Origin of the sequence: Natronosalvus amylolyticus, from assembly GCF_024298845.1 — an archaeon.
Classification (GTDB): Archaea; Halobacteriota; Halobacteria; order Halobacteriales; family Natrialbaceae; genus Natronosalvus; species Natronosalvus amylolyticus.
On record NZ_CP101156.1, the window covers coordinates 1371662 to 1386780 of the forward strand.

A 15119-nucleotide genomic window follows, 5' to 3' on the forward strand; every position below is an offset into this window, starting at 1 on the left:
TTCTAATAGGATCGATAAGGCCGTATTCGAACGCCGTCGTCCCGCGAAACTGAATGGAGCCTCGTACCGTGTCTATTGACAGGTCAACAGGAATAAGTGGGTATGGACAGACCGTAAACGGTATGTCGTCCACTCATGCGTCGATAGAGGACATCCAAAAGACGCATCTCGGCACTTATCGGAGTAACCCGGATCGGATCGAATCTGATGCGGGGACCGAGCGTCAAGACCGAGCGGATTACGATGGTCGCTTTATTTTCGAACTACTCCAGAACGCCGTCGACGAGATGGGGAATACGCCTGACCCGGACGTTCGGTTTGAACTCTCCGAAAACGCGCTCCTCGTGGCGAACAACGGTGCCGCGTTTACCATCGACGATCTCTACGCACTCACCTTGACCACGCGGACGACGAAAGCAGGCGATACTTCGATCGGGCACAAAGGCCGGGGCTTCACCTCGGTTTTAGGGATCACCGACCGACCCGCCGTCTTCTCGCCATCGGTTGCCGCACGGTTTGACAGAGAACAAACAGCGGAGATTCTCAGTGCAGAGCCTGATATCCGGGAGGCGTTTCCGGACGGGCTCGCTGCATCCGATGTCCCTGTGCTGGGACTACCGAATGAGGCCACTCCATCCTCAGCGGTGCAAAACCTCCTCGACGAGGGGTATACGACTGTCTTCGAGTTCCCCCTCCGCGATCCGGAAAACCTGTGCGAGAGGATCGAACGGAAACTACGTGCGCTTGGCGAAAACACGGTCGCGCTCTTGCCGGAGTTGAATCGCATTCAAATTGACTGTTCAGGGTGGGAGCGAACGTGGCGTGTTGACCGCGAAACTATCAGCGATTATCCAGACGCGTCACTCGTACACTTGACGCGAGAGACGACCACTCCCGGAAGAACAGAGCAAGATACGCAGTCGTTCGTTGTTTTCGAAACCGATGAAATCGATCGAACCGCTATCATTGAGCAATCGAACTTGAGCAAAGTCGAAGTCGACACGATGGGGAAACTCTCAGTCGGTGTAGGCTTCATCGCGGAGCCTACTTGTAAGAACCCTTCAACGAATCCCGCGGATTGGCGATTGGCTCCTGTTTACGGCGAAACAGATGACCAACCACCGCACATGCACGTCTTCCTCCCGACGAAGGAACGGAGTCCGATCCCCGCGCTCATCACTGGGACGTTTCAATCAGATACCTCACGTCGTAACCTTACACTCGACCACAACGACGAGCGAGGGTACGATGGCCAGTTCAACGCCGCCCTGTTCGCCGAACTCGGCGGACTCCTCGCGGAAACAGTCGTTCCTTTCATCGATGTGTCGGCGACGACACCAGCAGAGTTCCTCGCAACACTGGATCCCTCCCTCGGCGGCGCGCGTGAGTGGTCGTTCACACCCGGGTCCGTTGAACACTGTCTGTTCGAGACGTTCACGGAACGAATCTCTACCGTCCCGTTTGTCCCTCCACACCGTGGTGAGGCGCCCCGAACAATTACAGAACTCGGCCTTCCTCATACGGCCGCGGAGACCGACGGGCTGGGGACAGCGTTCGCCGAACTCCTTAACCACGAACACGTTACAGATGGTGCCGAGTCCAAATACCTCCCGGCAGCCGATCTCTTAACGTATCACACGACCAATACACTCGAAGCACTCGGTGCAACGCGGTTGCCACCTGAAGCAATTCCACGAAGCCTCGATGAAGCCAGTGCGAACCCGCCGCTCCGCGAGTACAGCACCGACCAACCGACGGAGCAAGCAGAGTCAAATGAGTCCGGTGATGCGGAAGGAGACACCGAGAACGCTGCACGCCTCTGGATTGACCCGATCCTCGTCCACCTCGTCGAAGTCCGCAAGACCCTGGAGTCTGACGATGAGCGCGACGCGTTCGACGCCGCCTGCCGATCCACACAACTGTTCCCAACCGGAACCAGTACCGACGCAAACGAGACACGAGTAGCGGTCCGAACACGAACCTGCGATCAGTCGTTATTCCTGCCGCCCGAGGAAGACGTTGCACGCGACAGCTTGCCGACGCTCGCGTTCCTCGCACGCGAACTTTACCACGGGACCGATCCCAACGCCGCACCGGAACTCCGGAAAGCGGCTCTGCCGACTGGTTTCCGTTCCGAACTGGAGAGTATTTGGCGAATCGAATCCTTCTCATTCGAGCGCGTGTTCGACGCGGCGATCCGTCCGTGGATCCCCGGACCGAACTCACGGGACGTCGATACTGCGCCTCTCGAAACGACTGAGACGCTGGCAACGATCCGGAAGTTGGCAGCAGTCAGATCACCCGAGAACGACCGTGATCCGACGAAACCACTCCTGTATCGCTCTTCACGGCGCTCATTTTTCGACCTCTCGAAACTCCCGATCCCTGCCGTCCCGCTGAACGGAGGTAAAATCGAGTGGCAACCCGCACACCGCGTCTACGTCCCACAGGACTGGCAAGAGCCACTGGACAGACCTAACAACGCTCAGATCGAACCGCTACTCACCGACGTCAACGAACAGAGCGACACAGACAGGTTCGACCCGTGGTTCCTTCCCCCGCTGAAGTGGTTCGACCTCGAAGCGTCGGACACCGCGGAAATCGAGGAGTGGGTAGCGTTCTTCCGATGGCTCGGTGTCGCCGAACACGTCCGTCCGCTCCCGCTTTTCGCGCCGGACGCATCGACACGGCATCGGTACCGGAAAACGAAAGGCTTCCAGCAACCGCCGCGATCAGCGATCGCCCCAGCAGACGACCTCGCCGCGTCAGACGAGACAACAACCCCCGTCGACCCACGCTACAGCGGCCTCTCCGACGACGAATGGGCAACGTATCGAGAACACCTCCTGGACAACGTTGACCCGGAACTGGACGTAAAGGACCACGGCTATCTCTACCAAATAAACCCGCTCGAATACGCCGAGGAAATTCTCTCGGCCGCAGCGGCTGACGAGTCTGTTGGGACACGCCTCCTGAATCACCTCGCAACGTGGTGGGACACGGAACTCAGACGACACCAGCATGGCTTGGCCGCAGAGTTCACCAATAACCGGTGGCGCGGCTCGAACCGGTCGTACTTCTTCCGCTCAAAGGAACGACGGGCCGCAGGAGTGAACCTCTGGGTGTGGCAACTACAACAACACGACTGGGTCCCGACGAGTCAGGGGACGGTAGCACCACCGCGTGCGTGGCTCCTTCCGTCGAGCGACCGCGAGCGATTCAGTCTGCAACTCGACGGCAACAGGTCCCTACTCCCCTTCGTGAAAGGGTTCCATCCGACCGACACTGGGACAGACACAACCGACGCGTTCACCTCAGCACTGGGCATCGGAACGCAGCTCGAACAAGAACAGTTCTCCCCTGACGACGTCGAGTGTGTACTCTTACGCGTCCACGATCATCTGCAGAACGCCTCAGTCGAACCGGGCCGCTTCGCAGGCGAGGTAGAACTCATCTACACACGAGTTGCAGAACTTCTTCCAGGACTCCAAGCTGAACGCATTGCTGATCCGGAGTGGCGCCCTGAACAAACAGGACTCGACACAGCTTCGATCCTTTGCCGAGACGGCGACTCGTACGAGTTCTACCCAGCATCAGAGTCGTACTTCGTCAGGTCACACACCGACCGCCAGCGATACAGGAACCTGGGCCTGCCACACATTGTCCTCTTCAAGCCTGAAGCCGCGCGCTTCGGAACGCTCCTGAGCGCTACAGACACGGCGGCTGTGGTTACCAAGATGCCTTGCCCAGGCGACGACATCGGGATCCCTGCGAACGTGAACGGGACCACGATCGACGAGGGGTGGATTGAAACGGTTCTCGTTGCGCTTCTCTTGCGCCTCCGGTCAGACCGGCCTTCCGCAGCCGCAGTCGACCAAGACACAAGCAACACACGACGCTTCTACCAGCAACTCGAGATCGTCGACGGACTCGAATTGGAACTGACAACGACAGAACCGGCAGCACAGTTCGAGACTGACACGCGTCCACAACCGTACCACATTACCCGGGGAGATGGAGGGACAAAATCTGCGGTCCTGATCGACGGATCACTACCCGACAGGGAATTCGTCGATGCGGTCGCCCGGGCTTACACGGATTATCTCGACATCCCGCAGTACTACGAAGGAGTGTACAACCTCATCGAGCACGCGTTCGGAGAGTCGTCGCCAGAAGCAACCCTACTCGACCGGCTTCGCATACTCGGGAACGGTATGCACGACGGCCAGTTCGATGTTGCTCGAAGTCAACTCTTCGAAGACGAAGGAGGAACGGAAATCGTGTACGAGGAGTCCGAGAAGACAGACCGTGATACGTCGAACCAGTCGGACACGTCCATCAGCGTGGAGCGCGACTTGAATACGACTGAGCAAGCCGACTCGGGGTCTGCGAGTAGATCGAACCGCGTACCCGATGTAGAGAAACTCACCCGAATCGGCGAGAGCAGAATCTACGAACCCGAGTCGCCGCGGACGACATCTGTGAATACCACCGACCAGACGAAGACCGTACAACGACAGAGGAATAGTTCTGGGTCGGGCGCAACACCTGCCTCGCAAGAGTATCGAACCAAAATCGATGACTTCGGAATGGCGCTCACAATTGAGTCCGAGGGCGATCGCCTTCGACAGAACGACGAGCCAAACCCCGAGACAAAAGTCTGGGACGTGAGTACACCGGAAACGTACGGAGAAGCGAAGGGGGACTCTGAAATCAAGGAACCAGTCAACGCGAAAGGAGACCCTGATCTCGTCAAACAGGCGATCGACAACTTCCTCACGGAAGCTGGGCTCTCCGAGGACGAAAACCCGTTCGCCACCGACTGGCCAGGCTTTGACGTACTGACCATCGCAACCGGAGAGGATGACGAACCCAGAATCGACCGGTGTATCGAGCTTAAAACGTCGGGGCTCAAGACGCGCAAACCCTCACTCTCATGGAACGAGTGGAAAGCCGCCGGAAGCACACTCGCAGACCGTTACTACCTCTACGTGGCCCGCAACATCCGCGTAGGGAAAAGCGGCGATGCAACGCTGCTGGAGATCCCGCGACCATTCGAGACACTGACTAAACACCGACGCGAACGCCGCGAGCGTGAAGTCCAACTCGACCTCCGAAGCTTCGACCTTGACGACGACCTGATCATCGAGCGTCCCGTCGAATGGGACGAGTAGAAGTACCGTGACAACCTCCCTAGCCACCCCTCACTCGTCCTGGAAGTGTAAATCGATTCACTGGCTAGTATCAGTCCTCGATAATCGGGGCGATTTTCGTAACTTTGGGTTCCCCCGTGTTAATGGAGAAGTTATGAATCAGGGTCAGATCACTGAGTACTGATACACTGTACTGAGCCCGGTCAGGGTTGGTTCGTTCCGGCGTTAATGTTTGTCATCGCCCCCTCGTCAAGTGCCTGTCGCCATAAGAGGTGAATTGCTCGGGCAACGATGTCAACTGAGGGTTCCCTGAGACACGATGCCTCTACCTGGGTATCCGCGCTTGACGCGTCTGGTGGCGGGTGGAAGTGTCGGTCGTCGGGCGGTGCTGAAAAGTCGTGAGGGTGGATATCCCACCGGAGGTTGCGTCCGGACGTATCCGAGTAGTGAATATTGTAGTCGCCCACCGTCGTCCATCGAACCGTGAATATGGTTGTATCTGCTTCTCCGACGCCATACGGTATCGTGAGCCGGAGTTCTCGGGGGTTGAGTCGGTCATCGATCTCGCCTGAGGCCATCGGTTCGATGGCGCTGAACGCATCTCGGAACGCATCGAGTTTCGTCACGTCGATAGTGCCTCGAAGTGCGTGAGAGTCGCCGTCTCCATTGTCGAATTGCATCAGACTTTTTCTGCGGCACCAGTGGGGTTTTCGACCGCGCTGAGCGCGAGCGCCACCTCAGCGAATGCGAGGTTCCGCCGCGTCGTTCGCCACTCCAGGAGCGTCTCTGTGTCGATATTCGATTGGGATCGGACGGCGTCATCGGGCGAGTTAGCGCCGAACCGGTCGCCGAACTCTCGAAGCTCCTCGCGCATCTCCAGAACGCGTGTCGAGAGCGTCTCGGTGTCCGTCTCGTCGAGGATACGTCGAGCCTGTTCGAGGGCGAGCGAGTCCGTGGACCGCTGATACAGCGTCCCCGTCGAGTCTGGTGACGCGGTCTCTGCCACGTAGCCGTGTTCGACAAGCGAGCGAAGATGCTTGCGGGCAGTCTGCTCCGACGTAAGGGCGTTTTCGGCAACGGTCGCCGCGCTCATGGGCTCGTACGCCGTGCGCATCACTGACCGCACACGGTCGAACGGGCTGGTATCACGTTTCCAGTCCTCTTTGGCGCGCTCGTTCACATCCTCGAACGCTGGGGCAGATTCTGGCATCAAATCAACGTACGGAACATGAGTATATCACTCTTCGGGATGCTATTCTTACCTGCCCGGGCTGTCGGCTGCATATCAGTACGCCTAAGAGCCAATGAGCGGCTTTCCTTACTCTAGACCGGTTGATGGAATACTGCACCTCTCCTCTCGACCAGGATTGTGAGGGCGTTTTCGCTGTCCAATGCGATCTCTTGAAGAGACCGCTCCTTGAAATTGGGCAAGAACAAATATACATCTCTACTGACCAGTATCCGCATGGAATTTCTCCCGACGACTGCGGATACGGACGCCGCTGGAGCTGACGCAGAGTTGGAGGCGTGGGAACGACTCAAACAAGCCTTCGACGGTAGCGAAAACGGTGTCGCGTACCACCAGTATCCGATCGTCGACAAAGGGGGAGATAAGTTCGATCACGAGCCAGATATCGTAATTTTGCATCAGGAACTCGGACTGCTCGTTATTGAAGTGAAAGGCTATACGAACCGTCATATCGACCGTATCGAAGGCCATACGTGGCACCTGCGGAATATGCGTTACTCGCGGTCTACACCACACCAACAGGCTCGGAATCAAGCGCTGTTCTTGCGTCGATTCTTCACGAGTGAACCGGCACTGTCCGATCTTGATGGGTGTCGCGTTCCGGCGAATACGTTCGTCGCACTCCCGAATATCACGAGAGCAGAATGGGAAGACCGTGGGTTCAACGGCCCGGCTGCACCGCGAACGCTCCTAAGTGACGATTTGACGCCTGTTGCGTTACGCGACGCGCTCGAAAACGTTCGGACGTTCGACCCTCTTACTGATGAGGAGTACGAAGCCGCACGCGACGTCCTCAGTTGCGGCCAATCGATCAGCGGTGGTCGAACTGACCCACCCGCGAACCCGACGTTGAAAGGCGAACTGTATGAACGTGTGACCAACGGGCTTCGCGGACTCGACCAGCAACAACAAGAAATCGGGATGCTCGTCCCACCAGGGCCACAGCAGATCCGCGGCATCGCCGGGTCAGGAAAGACCGTTCTGCTAGCGATGAAAGCCGCACGGACGCACCAAAGACACCCTGAAATGGATATTGCGATTACCTTCCAGACAAAGAGCCTGTACGAACAACTGACAACGCTCGTTGAACGGTTCTACCAGCGCTTCGCCAACGACCAACCCAACTGGGAGAAACTCTCCGTCCTTCACGCGTGGGGCGGTCAAGAATCCGGTAACGGGATCTACTATAATCTTGCAACAGCAGCTAACCGAAAGCCTCGAACGTGGCATGGGGCATCCAACGCGTTCCCGGATCGAGAAGACGTGTTCGACGCATGCTGCGAAGAACTGCTCGACGAAGCGGACGTTCCACAGCTCTACGATGCAATCTTTATCGATGAAGCACAGGATTTTGGATCGAATTTCTTCAATCTCTGTCTCGAAGCACTCGACGAGAACCAGCGGCTTGTCTGGGCATACGATGAAGCACAGAGTCTCTCTAACCTGACCGCACCGAGTCCAACCAATATTTTCGGCACTACTGATGACGGCGAGCCGGTTCTTGATTTGCGAGGCTCGTACGCCCGTGGTGTCCAGAAAAGCCATATTATGCGACAGGCCTACCGCTCACCTAGATCAGTGTTGATGGCCGGTCACGCCCTCGGTATGGGTCTCAAATCGACTGACGGACCGATCCAGACGATTACGAGAGGTGACGGCTGGGACGCTCTCGGGTACGACGTCGAGGGTGACTTCAGAGAGATCGGTCAAGAGGCAACGATTCGTAGACCAAGTGAGAACTCCCCACACCCGTTACATGATGTCCCAGAAGCCAAGCCATTCGTCCAGACAAAATCATTCCCGACAAAAATGGCAGAGCTGAACTGGGTTGCAAAGCAGATCAACCAGGATATCGAGACCGGATTGCAACCAGAACAGATACTGGTAATTGTGCCTGGCTCTCGACACCGAGATATCGGCCACGTTCTCCTTCGAAACCAGCTCGAACAACACGGTCACGACGTGAACTGCGTCTGGCTTGACGATCCGAAGGTGTTCGCTACGGATGGCGCAGTCACCGTATCCGGAATCCATCGAGCAAAGGGCAACGAAGCAGCTTCTGTGTACCTCGTAGGACTTGAGAACATCCAAGACCCGGAATACCGAGACAGCGCCGTCCACCGTCGCAACGAGGCTTTCGTTGGCATCACCCGATCGCGCACCTGGTGTACAGTTACCGGCGTCGAAAGCGAAGGCGTCACTATACTGGAAGAAGCAAAACGCGTCTCTGCAGCCGTCTCACGCCCCAACCCCGAAATCACGTTCGAAATCCCCGACCCCAAGAAATTAGATCACGAACTAGAAGAGGACCCAAACCTTGAAACTCCAGAGCTATTTGATTTTACTGACTAAACCCGGTATTCGATCTTGATTAGTATACTGTTCCGATACTGACCTCGTGCTTATTATAAACAACTGATAGGGTCGGTTGTCGATCACAAATAGCCAACACGTTATTACAGATCCCCTGATAATCTACAGTCAACATGTCTCCGAACGTGACTGAGATGGAAAACGGCAACATATCTGTCCGGATCAAATCACGGAGAGGAACCGGTACCCGGGATGAAGATGAGGTCATTGTACAAGCCGTATACAGCGATCTCGACGAAGCCGAGAACGAATCTCATCGGCTAAATCAGTTATTGGAAAAACGAATGCAAGATGCACGGACTGTAAAAAACGCTGAAGAACAAGACAATGATTCAGATATTACCAGTCCAGAGCCAAGTGAACCCGAAGTTTCAAAGGTTTATCTCGGAAACGGTTCTCGATTAGGTGGTTGGATTCCCGTCCCGAAACAAATCGTCTTTAACAAAATTGCTCCGCTTGTCTCCAAAAACAGCGTAGAGAACAGCGAAATTCCCGGTATCAAAATAAATTTCAGTAAAGACGTGCCAACTAGCGGCTGGACCGAAGTTGATGCCGACGTCATTTCAAACGAAATTGAACCGCTTGTTCGGAACTATCGCTTGGATAAGGACTGACCACCACTCTAGGCTACTATCATCCTCACAGATCAGTGGTATTTAGGTTTAGTTCACCAGCTGTATCCGCAGTCTACTCAAATTACCTGTCGGGATGCATCGTGAGTGCTTGATCAATTCTGCGTGCAATTTCAAGTCCTTCCCACCGGTTACGGAGTGAAATGGGGATTTCTTGGTTCAGTAAATCGGCTTCCTCACATTCATTCCATTTGAGTTTTAAGTATTTCCCAACGACGACACGATCGATTGGAAACCCATGTTCCTGATGCCAATCTATGATATTCTTATTACTCTTACTGGAGTTGCATGACTTACATGCAGGGACCATGTTGCTAATGTCATCAGCCCCTCCAGCGTCACGTGGAATGATGTGATCGAACGTAGTTTCAGATTCTCGGTTACAGTACGTGCAGTAGCCAAGATTTTCCTTCAATTGGTACTGGTTCTCTTTGAGTGCCGACGACATCGTGATCTCACCACTAGTTAGCTCATTGTATTTGGTCCACAGCAACCAGCCTTTGAATTGGTCTGGATGATCAATTGTTGAAGCTAGATGCGTGAGTCGAGCATACTGGTAACAGATGAGATCACGGTGCGTCTCTACTCGATTTGGCACATGTGAAAACGTGGACTTCAATCGCTCGGAAGGGTACGAATATACTTTCAATCCAGCAGCAGTTGCTTCCGATTGAAGATCCGCCAATGAAATCCTTGTCCAATCATCCACGTTCCCATCAAGCGCCTCCTTCGCAACCACTTGAATAACTGAGGTTTCCTCATCGTAAGCCTCGTTGAAATCTGCAACAGTCTTGCCTGTACCTGAAACTGGAAATTCACCACAAGTCTCGTCAGGGTGACCCACCACAATATAACGATCATACCCAGCATCAGAATCAATTACAGTCATTCCCAGCGGGAGCCGATGTTCCGGTTCGCGTTGCAGCTCAGGGGGCATGTTGCTCTGATAGAAGTAATTTTTCAATTATACAAATAAACTGTGTTGTCCTCGTTTGCGCAACTTTCTATTGATTAGATTAATAGACTGGTCTGTTCCCTGCTCGACTACAATTCAAGCTCATTATACATACGACTGCGCCACGTCACCTCGTCAAATTCCCTTGATCTCTACACCCACGCGAGCGCCGCATTATGCTGCGCAAGGTACTCCGGTTTCAGGCTCTCATCCGGAAGCGCGACTCGTTCACCATCTTGCTCGATAATCGTTCGCTGCAGCAACTCGCTTTGCGTCTCGAACGACGGGTTCACGTGCAGTCGGTAGTCCCGATCGATCGTGAACAGGTCACGGTCGAACGCAACGTGATGCGTCTTACTCAGCGGGAGCACGTTCGTCAAATCCGCCTGCCCTCCAGGTACTCACTCACGCCTGGTGTCTGGAATTTCTTCTTCGTGTTCAACAATTACGACACGATCCGGTTGCGAATAGGTGATATCGTAACTGGTTCGCAACTCGTCCAGTAGTTGCGCTTCAGTAACGTCGAGCGTCGCAGGCACGGCGTAGACGACATACTCTTCGTCAGACTCCTGTTCGGAGGTAATGGTAATGGACTCGATTTGGTCACTGAGCTCTACTTGCTCAAGCAGTGTCTCTCTGGGCGGCGGTCGTTGATCTGCTGGTTTCAGCCCCTCGATTTTCCCCTTGAGGGAGAGTTCACAAAGGGCAGTAGCGGCCGCTCGTTCCAGTTCGCGTTCGCACACACCGAACCCTGATCCAGAACTATTACTCACGATGTGGTTGTACACGTAGACAGCCTCATCGGTCAGATATGCCGCGTTTTCTTGCGCGTCAATGTCGAGGTAAATCCGCATCGCGTCGAACCCTGTTGCATCGATCTCGAAGTGAGAATACCGACCAGAGGTAATGATGTCGTCTTCGCCGACTGTTTCTGATCGACTAACAGTATCCCAGTTCACTCGATCGTATTCGAGTTCGTACTGGTCTTCTCGCAGCCCCTGTTTCGGGGTGATTTCGTGCAAGTGTTCGGTGATGTGAGCGTCGCCAGACTCAGACTCGTCTGTGATCGTCTCGGACGACTGGCAATCCGGGTCGTTCTCAATAACATCGATGGCTTCGAATCCTAATCCTCGGTCTCGAAGTTCGTCGAGAATGGGTGTTTTGCAGTTATTGCACAAGCGTTCACCAGCTTCTGTCTGATAGAAGAGCGCTCGCTCATCCGCGCAGTGGTCACAGACTCCGGTAAACGGGCACTGATACTCGTACAGCGTATTGACGTCGTTTGAAGTCATTGGTGTACTGTTTGAGAGGGAGGGGGTTTGCTTATGAGAGGTGGTTCGAGTGTTTTGGTCACTGGTGATTGTGTTAGCAGCAGGGCTACCGTGATTCGGCAATGTACACGTCCCGGTCTCCCCAAAACGGATCTGTTCCCTGATCGAACGACTCCGCTTCTACGTCAACAACGGAGAGTTCAATGGTTGCTGTAACCATCGAATCGTCATCCCAACTGATGGGAGTACCACTCGGCTGCGTAATGTACGGCGGAAGCGCATCAGGGCTGTCAGAATCGATAGCCAAAGTGACTGTAGCGTCGTACCTGCCCACTGAGAGCGGATCCGTAATATTCCAACAACCAATTTCTGGATTCCCATCAGGTCTGACGAGTTCCGTGACCAAGTGAACAGGTTCATCCTCAACGATTACACTCGCCGTTAATGAACTGAGAAGAGGGTCAATCCGCTGACCTTGCTCTACACGTCGATGAGTCTCTGAAAGGTCAAGATCGTCTACGCTTGGGGTAAGTCGACACCACCACAACAGGTGTATTCCGGCCGGCACTGTCACTGAAACAGGATTCCCAGGATCCAACGAGACAGCAACCGGTGTGACATTAGCGAGAGTCATACGTATTTGGGATCAAGCCGAGTTAGCTGTAGCAACGATGTCTGCAATGTCCTGATCAAGACGAGTTTCGAGTCGATCACTGTCAGTTATTGTGAACGGAGCCGTGTCTTGATCTCGGTACTCAGAGGTCAGTCCTTCCCGATGGAACGCCGTGAGTTGTTCTCTCAAGTCAAACTCCCTGGCGGTCACTAATAACTCAAGCAACCGTTCTCGAGACTCAACGTTCCCAGCGGCGTACGTTTTTACTGCCATCGCAATCTCAAGTCGTTTCGCATCATCGATCGTTCCGAGGTTGCGCTTCTCAAGAAATCTCTTGAATTCTGGTGGAAGAACAGTGAATTGATCATCAGAGTGCCTTACCGCAACACCGATATCAACGAGGCGATCCAAAAACTCCTCGTACGGGTTCTGGATTCGCTCGTCCTCAATGAGCGGCGAATACGACGCTGGTAGTGGTGCCTGCCGAGTAGAAAGGTACTTGAGATCAGTCTCGGTGAATCCGAAATTGAGGAAGTAACGCAGTAACGGTTCAGGATAATCACCAATAATGCGTTGAAGGGCGTCCTTGCGGTCTTTAATGAATTCGTGAACTAGTTTCGACCCGATGTATGTCCCAGTGTCACTCGTCCGGTACCCAAACTCGTACTTCCCGGTGTATTCATGTTTCTGAACTAAATCGAGTTGCCGAAGCGTGTTAATCGCTTTGCTGTACTCCAAGCCAATATCGGTGTGCGGAACGCCGATCGTACCTGTCTGTTCTTGCCCCGTATACACCAAGCGAAGTACTTCGAGCGTTCGAGATACCCGGTCACGGTCATTGTACCGTGTTCTCAACGCAGTTCGAAGATCAGCGACTGTCGAAAGGTCGGACGGAAGGAGTCCAAATTCGCCGGCCATCCGCTCAATAGCCTCCCCGAGTGTTTCACCTTCTGTTCGATAGTCATCGATTGCTTCAAGGAGGTCGTCAGAAATACGCACGGGCCCATCCATTTCTATGCACAACTAATTTTCTGGAAGTGATTATCTTTTGGGTGACCAACAAAAGGAGCCACAAGAACATCGTCTACTACCCCACTCCTTTCTCAATTCATCTACACCCACGCGAGTGCCGCGTTATGTTGTGCGAGGTACTCCGGGTTCAGACTCTCTTTGAGAAGCGCAACTCGCTCACCATCTTGCTCAATAATCGTTCGCTGCAGCAACTCGCTTTGCGTCTCGAACGCCGGATTCACGTGCAACCGGTAGTCCTGGTCGATAGTGAAGAGTCCACGATCGAACGCAGCGTGATGTGTCTTACTCAACGCCAGCACGTTCGTCAAATCCGCACGATACTCCGGGTACTCACTCCACGATAACACGTGCGCCACGTCCAGTAGCCCAGGGTGATCAACACCCGAGATCGGGCACATCCGGTCATGACGCGAAATCACCGTCGCCCGGAACTCAGGATCAACCACGCGAGAATGAATCGTTGTCACGTACGTCCCAGCACTCGCCTCAGCACCGTCCGTTGCCGGCGTCCAATCTGAATCAGCACAATCCTCAACAGCGCCCTGGACGAACTGTCGCCCTTCACTGGTGATATCGAAGAAGTTGCCTTCTTTCTTGACGAGGCCCATACTCCGGAGCCAGTTCGCCCGTTGTTTCGCCATATCCGTCTCGCCAGAGCTCCAACCGAGTTCAGGATGCGTATTCAACTGCTGGTCGCTGATCTCTTTGATCGTCATCGGTGCCGCAGAGAGCGCATAGAGAAGGCTTCGAAGGCCAACGTTTCGGTCGCACATGATGCGCAGTAGCGTCTCTGTGGTTTGATCCTGGATGTACTTGTGGCCGGCAGTTGCGAGATACCAGTGGTCACCGTCAGATTCGAGCAAGCCAACCTGCTGGAGATAACTGACTCGGCGCATGATCGAATCCCTGCTCGAAACGTTCGCAAACGACCCGCGGTGCCAGCCGACGAATTCGTTAGTTGTCGGATTATAATCGTCGACAAACTCGAGGATTGCGTCCAAGGTGTCGACATAGTTTGTCGCCCCGCCGAACATTGGGACGATGCTGCGGAGGCGGTCTGGTGGCATATAGAAACAGTGACAGAGTGAAAGCATGATTCTTTCCCCGCCAAATTCTTTGACTCTGAACCCCGTTAACGGGGTTAGACTGCTCAGACGTCGAAACCCGCTTCCCGTAACGCCTCCTCAATTCCACCGAACTCGTCTTCGTACTCAAGGCACCCAAAGTCAGTGTCAGTATCCAATTCTGCCGCGGTTGGCACACGACCGACCTGTTGCACAACACCGACCAGCTGGATAAGCATCTGACGTGTATCTCGTCCACTACCAGTTGATTGGGTATCCGCCTCGTTCGACGATATTGGGTTATTTGACGCCCACGACAACCCAACATCACCGGAGCGAATACTCTCAATGTCCTCCTCCACATACCGACGTTCAACCCTCACCTCATCAGGTGCTGGTAGCGTTCCGTCTGGTCCAAACTGGGCACATGACGGACACACCTGTAGTGAGCCTTCACTATCAATCTCGATCTCCCATGGCACAAGATCGTCGTCTAGCATACATCCACATACATCACAGCGATCGGGATCGGCCGCCAGTTCGCCGAAAAACTGTCCGTACAGGGTTTCCACTTCGTCGTAGTATTCGTTCGCTTCTTCGTACGCTTCGAGCGCGGCCTCGTACTCCGACGCTTGAAACGCTGCGTTCCCTGTTTCAGTATGCTCTCGAGCCGTCGTCACGAGGTCGAGTAGCTCTCGGTGCTGGTCTGAGGATTCGAGATGATGACGCCGTGCCTGCACTCGCCGGAGGCGATCTTCCAGGTCGCTGACGCGGTCA

11 protein-coding genes are annotated in these 15119 nt (G+C 54.5%); 3 read left to right on the forward strand and 8 right to left on the reverse strand.

Annotated elements, in window-relative coordinates; all coding sequences use genetic code 11:
• Nucleotides 1–122 precede the first annotated feature (122 nt).
• Nucleotides 123–5174, forward strand: coding sequence for a sacsin N-terminal ATP-binding-like domain-containing protein (locus NLK60_RS06435; protein ID WP_254810060.1), 5052 nt, complete (start codon nucleotides 123–125; stop codon nucleotides 5172–5174).
• A 182-nt stretch (nucleotides 5175–5356) separates the two neighbouring features.
• On the opposite strand, the gene NLK60_RS06440 is transcribed toward NLK60_RS06435, so the two are convergent.
• Nucleotides 5357–5833 (reverse strand): toxin-antitoxin system TumE family protein, encoded by a 477-nt coding sequence (locus NLK60_RS06440; RefSeq protein WP_254810061.1) that lies wholly within the window; start codon nucleotides 5831–5833, stop codon nucleotides 5357–5359.
• Complete coding sequence (locus NLK60_RS06445; protein WP_254810062.1) at nucleotides 5833–6363, reverse strand: helix-turn-helix domain-containing protein; 531 nt, start codon at nucleotides 6361–6363, stop codon at nucleotides 5833–5835. Before NLK60_RS06445 ends, NLK60_RS06440 begins: the two co-directional genes overlap by 1 nt.
• 255 nt (nucleotides 6364–6618) lie before the next feature.
• On the opposite strand from NLK60_RS06445, the gene NLK60_RS06450 reads away from it, so the two are divergent.
• Nucleotides 6619–8754 (forward strand): NERD domain-containing protein, encoded by a 2136-nt coding sequence (locus NLK60_RS06450; RefSeq protein ID WP_254810063.1) that lies wholly within the window; start codon nucleotides 6619–6621, stop codon nucleotides 8752–8754.
• Nucleotides 8755–8888: 134 nt separating this feature from the next.
• The gene (locus NLK60_RS06455) at nucleotides 8889–9389 is read left to right on the forward strand and encodes a DUF7389 domain-containing protein (RefSeq protein WP_254810064.1); all 501 of its coding nucleotides are present in this window, start codon (nucleotides 8889–8891) and stop codon (nucleotides 9387–9389) included.
• Nucleotides 9390–9471: 82 nt separating this feature from the next.
• Here the strand turns inward: NLK60_RS06455 and NLK60_RS06460 are convergent, their stop codons facing one another.
• The 6 genes from NLK60_RS06460 to NLK60_RS06485 form a co-directional block, all read right to left on the reverse strand.
• A complete protein-coding gene (locus NLK60_RS06460) occupies nucleotides 9472–10344 on the reverse strand; it encodes an HNH endonuclease (protein ID WP_254810065.1) in 873 nt (290 codons plus the stop codon).
• A gap of 170 nt (nucleotides 10345–10514) precedes the next feature.
• Nucleotides 10515–10742: an HNH endonuclease gene (locus NLK60_RS06465; RefSeq protein ID WP_254810066.1), complete on the reverse strand. Its 228-nt coding sequence runs from the start codon at nucleotides 10740–10742 to the stop codon at nucleotides 10515–10517.
• Nucleotides 10743–10763: 21 nt separating this feature from the next.
• Nucleotides 10764–11654: a hypothetical protein gene (locus NLK60_RS06470; RefSeq protein WP_254810067.1), complete on the reverse strand. Its 891-nt coding sequence runs from the start codon at nucleotides 11652–11654 to the stop codon at nucleotides 10764–10766.
• 625 nt (nucleotides 11655–12279) lie between these two features.
• Nucleotides 12280–13257 carry a hypothetical protein gene (locus NLK60_RS06475; RefSeq protein WP_254810068.1) on the reverse strand — a complete coding sequence of 326 codons (978 nt, stop codon included), beginning with the start codon at nucleotides 13255–13257 and terminating at the stop codon, nucleotides 12280–12282.
• Between the two features lie 101 nt (nucleotides 13258–13358).
• Nucleotides 13359–14345 carry an HNH endonuclease gene (locus NLK60_RS06480; RefSeq protein ID WP_254810069.1) on the reverse strand — a complete coding sequence of 329 codons (987 nt, stop codon included), beginning with the start codon at nucleotides 14343–14345 and terminating at the stop codon, nucleotides 13359–13361.
• A gap of 83 nt (nucleotides 14346–14428) precedes the next feature.
• Complete coding sequence (locus tag NLK60_RS06485; RefSeq protein ID WP_254810070.1) at nucleotides 14429–15022, reverse strand: homing endonuclease associated repeat-containing protein; 594 nt, start codon at nucleotides 15020–15022, stop codon at nucleotides 14429–14431.
• Between the last annotated feature and the right edge of the window lie 97 nt (nucleotides 15023–15119).

Bases quoted from the DNA above. Each gene is read 5' to 3' on its own strand.
- NLK60_RS06445 (WP_254810062.1), bottom strand. From the start codon at position 6,363: ATGCCAGAATCTGCCCCAGCGTTCGAGGATGTGAACGAGCGCGCCAAA.
- NLK60_RS06470 (WP_254810067.1), bottom strand. From the start codon at position 11,654: ATGACTTCAAACGACGTCAATACGCTGTACGAGTATCAGTGCCCGTTT.
- NLK60_RS06435 (WP_254810060.1), top strand. From the start codon at position 123: ATGTCGTCCACTCATGCGTCGATAGAGGACATCCAAAAGACGCATCTC.
- NLK60_RS06475 (WP_254810068.1), bottom strand. From the start codon at position 13,257: ATGGATGGGCCCGTGCGTATTTCTGACGACCTCCTTGAAGCAATCGAT.
- NLK60_RS06455 (WP_254810064.1), top strand. From the start codon at position 8,889: ATGTCTCCGAACGTGACTGAGATGGAAAACGGCAACATATCTGTCCGG.
- NLK60_RS06450 (WP_254810063.1), top strand. From the start codon at position 6,619: ATGGAATTTCTCCCGACGACTGCGGATACGGACGCCGCTGGAGCTGAC.
- NLK60_RS06480 (WP_254810069.1), bottom strand. From the start codon at position 14,345: ATGCCACCAGACCGCCTCCGCAGCATCGTCCCAATGTTCGGCGGGGCG.
- NLK60_RS06440 (WP_254810061.1), bottom strand. From the start codon at position 5,833: ATGCAATTCGACAATGGAGACGGCGACTCTCACGCACTTCGAGGCACT.
- NLK60_RS06460 (WP_254810065.1), bottom strand. From the start codon at position 10,344: ATGCCCCCTGAGCTGCAACGCGAACCGGAACATCGGCTCCCGCTGGGA.